Genomic DNA, 9525 nt, shown 5'->3' on the forward strand with positions numbered 1-9525 from the left:
GTTATCAACAAAAGCTTCAAAAAACTGGTATAAGTGGTGCAAACTTTTCAGGCGGCATACGCTATCAGTTTTAAATCAAGGTTGAAAAGTAGCCTATTCATTCTATTCAATTTTAAAAAAAGGCAGCACATCGTGCTGCCTTTTTATCTCTCTCCTATTCTTCTCTACCAATATACACCGACAACATTTCTCTTTAAGAAAATTAGTTAAAAAAAACTCAAAACAATAAAATATCGCGCTTTCAACTAGTAAAAATATCCCTTGAAAAAAACTAAACGTCGATTGAAAAATCAATGAGCGCTATTTTATCGTAACCGTGTTAAAGAAAAACATGAAAGCTATGGTACCATCTTTGGTTTCATGATGTTGAAAGAGATCCCTATCAAGCTCAAGCATACAGTTTTTTTTAATTTTCTTGCCTACTCCGTTTCTTTAAGCATAAGAAACAAGCTTTATGCAAACATAACACATATCTTGAATAGAAAAACTTATAATACTTATATAATATTAATACAATGCATTCATATAACACTAACTGAATTTAAGTATAATACATTATATGTTAAATGTATAATTTATTTTATACTTTACATAAAAATAAAAATCGCCTATTCACGTTCCATCTCTAAAGTACCCATCCATTTGATATCCTTCTTATAAGCGGGGGAAGAGTGTGTGGCACTTATAATTTACTTATAATTTAGGAAAATCTTGATGTGTAAAAAGTCCCTTTTATCCTGCACGGCTGTCATAGCTGTCATGCTATTAAACACCCATCTCAATGTATATGCTGAAACTCTTGAAGTTTCCGGCGAGAAAAAAGAAGTATCTAACACAACGTATGAGATTATTAATGCGAAAGACAACGGGGAAATCACCGGCACACATTTAACTGTGGTTGGGAATAAAGACACGGATATTTATGCTGTAACAGCTGACGGTCTTGGCAGTGCGATTACATTACTGCAAGACACAGCCATTAAAGGAACTGATTTTGACATTCGTCTCGGTCTTAATGCAAAAGATGGTGCTACAATCAAAATGACTGGAGGCATTATTACGGTTTCTGAAATTGGCGCTTTCTTCGAAAACAGTATGAATGATAAAAACAAGCTGGAAGGTGTAACAATATCAAGCGGTAAAGATGACCACTTCATGGACAAGGGAATAAATGCCGACAACAAAAGCAAAGTTACTTTAGAAAACGTAACGGTTACGCAAGCAAACACCAGTATATTTGCAAATGATCATTCTGAAGTAACGATTTTAGGAGGAGCATTTGATGGAGAACTCAAAGGAATATCTGCTACGGAAGGCAGCGCTATTACTTTAACCTATAGTGAATTAGCCGATAATAAAAAAGGCAGTGTTCAAGTTACATCATCTCATGGTGACGGACTCTATGCAAATGGTGCACAATCCACAATCACAATGATAGGAGGATCAGTCACTGGAGAAAATACAGCATTACTTGCAGAAAATGGCGGACATATTGACGTCACAGATGTTACTTTAAAAAAAGATGGCACCGGAATCGGTGCAATAGCTAATGATGTTGACAGCACAATTGAACTGCACGGAAATACGGTAATTAATGACGCTGTAATTGGGCTTTATGCAACAAACGGTAGCACAATCACAATGACTGGAGGAACCATTACGGCTTTTGAAACTGGTGCGTTCTTCAATGAGAGTAAAAGCGATAAAAACAAGTTAGAAAATGTAACCATTACTTATGCAAATACCAGCATAAGTGATCAAGACAAGCTAGAAAATGTAAAAACATCGGACAATGAATTAGACCCTGGATGGGAAAGTGAATTAGAAAATGAAAAAGAAGAGTTTTTATTCACAGGAATAACGGCCTTTGCCGGAAGTCATCTCACTTTAGAAAATGTAACCATTACGCAAGCAGACACCAGCATATCCGCAGAAGATGGTTCACAAGTAACGATATTAGGAGGAGCATTTGATGGAGGATACACAGGGCTATCCGTAATGAACGGCAGCTTCATTACTTTAGCCAATAGTAAAGAAGGCAGCGTTCAAGTTACATCATCTAATGGTGATGGACTCTATGCAGAAGGTTTATTCTCTACAATCATAATGATGGGAGGGACAGTGACTGCGGGAAACAGAGCATTATTTGCACAAAAAGGTGGATATATTAAGGTCACAGATGTTGCTCTAACAACGATGGACGGAAACGGAAACGGGGCAGCTTCCACCGATCCTTACAGCTTTATTGAATTGGATGGAGAGACAACGATTACTAATGCTATAAATGGACTTGATGCGGAAAACAGTGGTGTCATCATAATGACGGGAGGAGCTGTAACTGCGAAAAGCGCAGCATTGTTTACCATGAACGGTGGATATATTAAGGTCACAGATGTTGCTCTAACAACGATGGACGGAAACGGATACGGTGCAGCTTCCACCGATCCTGAAAGCTTAATTGAATTGGATGGGAACACAACAATTAATAATGCTTTCATCGGACTTTATACAGAAAATAGTGGTAATATCGCAATGGCGGGTGGAACTGTAACCGCAACAAACATGGCATTGCTTGCAAAAAGCGGTGGACACATTAAGGTCACAGATGTTGCTCTAACAACAATGGATGGCAACGGATACGGTGCAGCTACCAGCGATCCTGAAAGCTTGATTGAATTGCATGGAAAGACAACGATTAATAATGCTTTCATCGGACTTTATACAGAAAATAGTGGTACTATCACAATGGCGGGTGGAACTGTAACCGCAACAAACATGCCACTGTTTGCAAAAAGCGGTGGATATATTAAGGTCACAGATGTTGCTCTAACAACAATGGATGGCAACGGATACGGTGCAGCTACCACTGATCCTGACAGCTTGATTGAATTGGATGGAAAGACAACGATTAATAATACTTTCATCGGACTTAATACAGAAAATAGTGGTACTATCACAATGGCGGGTGGAACTGTAACCGCAACAAACATGGCATTGCTTGCAAAAAGCGGTGGACATATTAAGCTCACAGATGTTGCTCTAACAACGATGTATGGCAACGGATACGGAGCAGCTACCACTGATCCTGACAGCTTGATTGAATTGGAGGGAAAGACAACTATTAATAATACTTTCATCGGACTTAATACAGAAAATACTGGTACTATCACAATGGCGGGTGGAACTGTAACCGCAACAAACATGGCATTGCTTGCAAAAAGCGGTGGACATATTAAGCTCACAGATGTTGCTCTAACAACGATGTATGGCAACGGATACGGAGCAGCTACCACTGATCCTGAAAGCTTGATTGAATTGGATGGAAAGACAACGATTAATAATACTTTCATCGGACTCAATGCAGAAAATAGTGGTACTATCACAATGGCGGGTGGAACTGTAACCGCAACAAACATGGCATTGCTTGCAAAAAGCGGTGGACATATTAAGCTCACAGATGTTGCTCTAACAACGATGTATGGCAACGGATACGGTGCAGCTACCACTGATCCTGACAGCTTGATTGAATTGGATGGAAAGACAACGATTAATAATGCTTTCATCGGGCTCAATGCAGAAAACAGTGGTGCAATCACAATGGCGGGTGGAACTGTAACCGCAACAAACATGGCATTGCTTGCAAAAAGCGGTGGGCATATTAAAGTCACAGATGTTGCTCTAACAACAATGGATGGCAACGGATACGGTGCAGCTACCACTGATCCTGACAGCTTGATTGAATTGGATGGAAAGACAACAATTGATAATATTTCCATCGGGCTCAATGCAGAAAATAGTGGTACTATCACAATGGCGGGTGGAACTGTAACCGCAACAAACATGGCATTGCTTGCAAAAAGCGGTGGGCATATTAAAGTCACAGATGTTGCTATAACAACAATGGATGGCAACGGATACGGTGCAGCTACCACTGATCCTGACAGCTTGATTGAATTGGATGGAAAGACAACAATTGATAATATTTTCATCGGGCTCAATGCAGAAAATAGTGGTACTATCACAATGGCGGGTGGAACTGTAACCGCAACAAACATGGCATTGCTTGCAAAAAGCGGTGGACATATTAAGCTCACAGATGTTGCTCTAACAACGATGTATGGCAACGGATACGGTGCAGCTACCACTGATCCTGACAGCTTGATTGAATTGGATGGAAAGACAACGATTAATAATGCTTTCATCGGGCTCAATGCAGAAAACAGTGGTGCAATCACAATGGCGGGTGGAACTGTAACCGCAACAAACATGGCATTGCTTGCAAAAAGCGGTGGGCATATTAAAGTCACAGATGTTGCTCTAACAACAATGGATGGCAACGGATACGGTGCAGCTACCACTGATCCTGACAGCTTGATTGAATTGGATGGAAAGACAACAATTGATAATATTTTCATCGGGCTCAATGCAGAAAATAGTGGTACAATCACAATGGCGGGTGGAACTGTAACCGCAACAAACATGGCATTGCTTGCAAAAAGCGGTGGGCATATTAAAGTCACAGATGTTGCTCTAACAACAATGGATGGCAACGGATACGGTGCAGCTACCACTGATCCTGACAGCTTGATTGAATTGGATGGAAAGACAACAATTGATAATATTTTCATCGGGCTCAATGCAGAAAATAGTGGTACAATCACAATGGCGGGTGGAACTGTAACCGCAACAAACATGGCATTGCTTGCAAAAAGCGGTGGGCATATTAAAGTCACAGATGTTGCTCTAACAACAATGGATGGCAACGGATACGGTGCAGCTACCACTGATCCTGACAGCTTGATTGAATTGGATGGAAAGACAACAATTGATAATATTTTCATCGGGCTCAATGCAGAAAATAGTGGTACTATCACAATGGCGGGTGGAACTGTAACCGCAACAAACATGGCATTGCTTGCAAAAAGCGGTGGGCATATTAAAGTCACAGATGTTGCTTTAACAACAAAAAATGGTAACTATGGTGCTGCTGCAACCGATCCTGAAAGCTTGATTGAATTATATGGAAAGACAACAATTAATAATGCTGTAACCGGACTTGATGCAGAAAATAGTGGCACAATTATAATGACTGGTGGAACAGTAACTGCGAAAACCATGGCATTGTTTGCAATGAACGGTGGACATATTAAGGTCACAGACGTTGCTCTAACAACGATGGATGGCAACGGATACGGTGCAGCTGCCAGCAATCCTTACAGCTTAATTGAATTGCATGGAAATACAGCGATTAGCAATACTTTCATCGGACTTTATGCAGAAAACGGTGGCACAATTAAAATGAATGGAGGGACCGTAGCAGCAAAAGGATCAGCATTTGTTTTAAAAAATAGCGGATATATTGATGTAACAAATGTTTCTGCAACAGCAGAAAACAGTGGCATAACATTTGATAAATCCGAGGATGATAATGCCTTAGAAATCAACTTGACAAATACAAAGATTCGCACTGAAAATAGTATTGGAATTAACGCAGACCAATCAATCGGTATAGCCAATCTCAAAAATTCAGAAATCAGTGCCGATATTTTATTAGCAGCAAAAGCTTCAACTAAAGAAAATAATTTTGCTTTTACATTAAATGCTAATCACTCCGTATTAAAGGGAAGAGCAAAAATTGCAGAAAACAGAACTGTACGCTTTGATTTGACAAACAAGACAACATGGATATTGAAAACCAGTACAAAAGAAACCGATGATGACGGAAAACTGCTTGCTATTGCTCAAAGGTCACGTTCTGATATTTCTGTGCTCAATCTCAATGATAGTTCTATTGTTTTTAATGGACCGGTAGAAGATCATTATCATACATTGCATATAGGATCTGGAATACCGAACATTCTAGCAGTCTATAATGCCTCTGGTGAGGCAGAAATTCATTTCAACGCTATATGGAGTGATGGTGTTGCAATAGATGCACAAAAAACCGATAGGCTTCTCATTCACGGTGATGTAGCAGGCACCACAACAGTTTATGTCAAAAATGTTTCAGGGGATAAAGAGAGTGTAGAAAATGCCTCTGATCCTTCAAATATAGGTGGACTTTCACTTATTCAAGTTTCTGGAGAAGCAAAAGAAGACTCCTTTAAATTGAAAAATGGCTATACCACCATAGGAGGAACTCCTTATAAATATACGCTGACTGCCTATGGACCAGTCTCAAGCTATGGCAAAGCCAATGCTAACCAAAACTTATTCGATGAAAAGGATAAAGATTTCTGGGATTTCCGTTTGCAGCCTGAATTTTTTGACCCCGATTCAAAAGTAAGAGCAGTTGTACCACAAATGGCAAGCTATTTGGTTATGCCAAATGCCCTCTTTTATACTGGATTGGCCGATATGGCCAAGCAAAATGCACTTTTAGCCAATATGAGAACAACAGTCTTGGGAGAGCAGAAAAATCTAAAAAACAGTTTCTTCCTCTCTACCTATGGGGGTACAGGAACCTTATCCTCGAAACGCGGTCCCCTTAAATATGGTTATGGTGCTGATATTCGCTACGCTGCTATACAAGGTGGGGTTGCATTGACTACGTTAGAAGGGCACAGCACTACTACACATCTTGGTCTTTTAGGTACCTATGGGCAGCTGTCTTTCACTCCAAAAGAGATGCAGGATGCAAGTAAAAGCACCCTAGATAAATGGTCTCTCACTGCCTATGGTAGTGTACAACATGACAGTGGTTTCTATATCGATACGCTTTTATCCTATGGGATAATAAAGGGCGATATCACCAATGCTATCATTGGTAAAACCGCGAAATTGAACAATGTAAAAATGTTGAGTATTTCCACCACCGTTGGCAAACAATTTTCTACCGGAATGGAAGGTTTAACCTTCGAGCCCCAAATACAACTTGCTTATCAACATTTGATGTTTGATACCATTGAAGATGCTGATAATTTAAAAATTGATATGAACAATCCTTCTCAATGGTTGATCCGTGTTGGTGGACGTTTAACCAAAACCATTATGACCACTGAAAATGGTCCTGCCATTTCCTTCTATGGAAAAGCAAACTTGATCAAAACCTTTGGTGATGATGGTACCATCCAGATTGGCAGAGATTTTGACCTTGATCCCATAGGAACAGCAATTGAGGGCGGCGTTGGCATCAATGCACAACTGTCTCACAATTTCTCTCTTTACGGTGATGTAAGCTATCGACAAAAGCTTCAGAAAACTGGTATAAGTGGTGCAAGCTTTTCAGGTGGCATACGCTATCAGTTTTAAATCAAGGCTGTAAAAATAGCCTATTCATTCTATTCAATTTAACAAAAAGGGCAGCACAATATGCTGCTCTTTTTGTACATTAAAGTCATCCTTTTTCCTTTTAAAGCACCCTTCCCTCTTTATACTTAATACTTAGTTCTTTACGAAAATCCCCAAGACAAGACACAACAAACGCAACAGAGCACTTCTATCCCCAGTGGATGAAGAGTACTTCCTACTTTGAAAAAAAGAGAAGTCTATTAGAAATAAATTAATACCACTGTGTTGAAAGATGACAACCCACTTTAAGCCCAAGTAAGTTAGCTTTTTTACTAGCTTCTTCTACATCCTTTTTTGTTCCCTCATAATCCCAATTTGCGTCATATAATAATCCCTACCATCACGTAAAAGATGTCATGGTACCACTATATCAGTATCTCAGAATATTTCTCTGAATAATAATATTCAAAATTATAATTCTTTAAATAAAATCAATTATAAATACATTTTGTATTAGACATAATTAATATCAAGTATTTTTTAATTTTGACAAAAAACCAAAAATGTCTTACCAAATAAAGACAATTACTGAAATTAATAACAATTATCCATTTTCACTTCTTCTTATGAAGTTCGCGGGGAAATGAATATTTGGGGGCTATCATAAGGAGAATACTAGTGTATAAAACATCCCTTTTATCATGCACGGCTGCAGCCGCTATCATCCTATTCAATATCCAGTTCAGTGCACATGCTGAAACCCTCGTAGTTTCTGGGGGAAAACAACAAGAAGTATCCGATAAAACCTACGAAACTATTCACGCAAAAGACGGTGGCAAAATCATTGGAAAACATTTAAAAATAATCGTTTCTGAATTTGAAAAAACTGGTGTAATCTCTGAAGGTGATGGTAGCGAAATTACGTTAAAAGGGGAAACAACCATTGAAAAAGTCGTAAATGGGCTTTGGGCAAAAAATAAGGGCAAAATCGTTAGCAAAAATTTAACAATAGAAGGAAGTAATACAGGTATTGGTGTAACAACTGAAGGTCTTGGTAGTGAGATTGAATTAATGGGTGAAACCACCATTGAAAACTTTCAAAACGGGATTCGAGCAGAAAGTGGAGGCAAAATCACTGGGAAAGATTTAACGATCATCCTTCCTGGAGCTGGAGAAAAAAACATTGGTGTATTGGTCGATGCGCTTGATAGCGTGGTTAAATTAACAGGACAAACAATCATTAAAGATGTTGTTAGCAAGGGTCTTGTGGTGAATAAGGGCAAAATCGTTAGCGAAAATTTAACAATAACAGGTTCTCAGAACGAAAAAAATAGCAATAGCTCTGGTGTAATGTCCTTCACACTTGATAGTACGATTGAATTAAAAGGCTCAACAACCATTGAAAAAGTAACAAACGGTCTTACGGCAACACTTGGGGGCAAAATTGTTAGCAACAATCTAACAATAACCGGCTCTGAAACTGAAAACAGTACTGGTGCAATAGCCTACAACAACAGTATGATTACATTAAACGGTACAACAACCATTGAAAAAGTTGCAAACGGTCTTGATGTACGAGATGGAGCGACTATCAAGATGATTGATGGTTCCATTGCTGCATCTCATATAGGTGCTATTTTCGAACAGAGTATTAACGAAAGCACGTTAGAAGATGTTACAATATCAAGCGGCAAAGATGACATCCTTATGGATAAGGGAATAAGAGCTTACTACAGCACAGTAACTTTGAATAATGTAACCGTAACTCAAGCACTAACAGGCATATCTGCAAATGGTTTCTCCATAGTAAAAATCTCCAAAGGAACATTCAATGGAAAAACTGATGGAGTATATGCTCAAAACTATAGCAGAATTACTTTAAACGGCACTGAAGTCATTTCATCTTATGGTTATGGTCTTCATGCTGATGGACAAAAATCCAATGCACAAAACGCCACTATCATAATGACGGGAGGAAAGGTAAATGGGAAAGACGCTGCATTATTTGCAGAAAAAGGCGGAAAGATTGATGCCACGAATGTTGCTCTAACAACAGAGGGAACAGGAAGCGGTGCATTTGTAATTGGCGATAACAGCACAATTCAATTGCATGGCGATACAATAATTAACAATACTTTGAGCGGACTCGATGCCGGTAATGGTGGTAAAATCATTAGCGAAAACTTATCGGTAATCGGTGGTGAAGCACTTGAAGGCCCCGACAACGAACGCACTGGTATATGGACATCGGACTCTGGTAGTGAAGTTAGGTTAATGGGCAAAACAACCATTCAA

1 protein-coding gene and 1 pseudogene are annotated in these 9525 nt (G+C 39.1%); both read left to right on the forward strand.

All coding sequences use genetic code 11. The features are described from left to right. Nucleotides 1-714 precede the first annotated feature (714 nt). On the forward strand, nt 715-7251 hold the full coding sequence (locus tag ACFILN_RS01275) for an autotransporter outer membrane beta-barrel domain-containing protein (RefSeq protein ID WP_375670689.1): 6537 nt from the start codon (nt 715-717) through the stop codon (nt 7249-7251). 657 nt (nt 7252-7908) lie between these two features. Beyond that, nucleotides 7909-9525, forward strand: a pseudogene (locus ACFILN_RS01280) (autotransporter outer membrane beta-barrel domain-containing protein); the annotation flags it as partial.

Origin of the sequence: Bartonella sp. CL434QHHD, from assembly GCF_042195145.1 — a bacterium.
Lineage (GTDB): Bacteria > Pseudomonadota > Alphaproteobacteria > Rhizobiales > Rhizobiaceae > Bartonella.

Bases quoted from the DNA above. Each gene is read 5' to 3' on its own strand.
- ACFILN_RS01275 (WP_375670689.1), top strand. From the start codon at position 715: ATGTGTAAAAAGTCCCTTTTATCCTGCACGGCTGTCATAGCTGTCATG.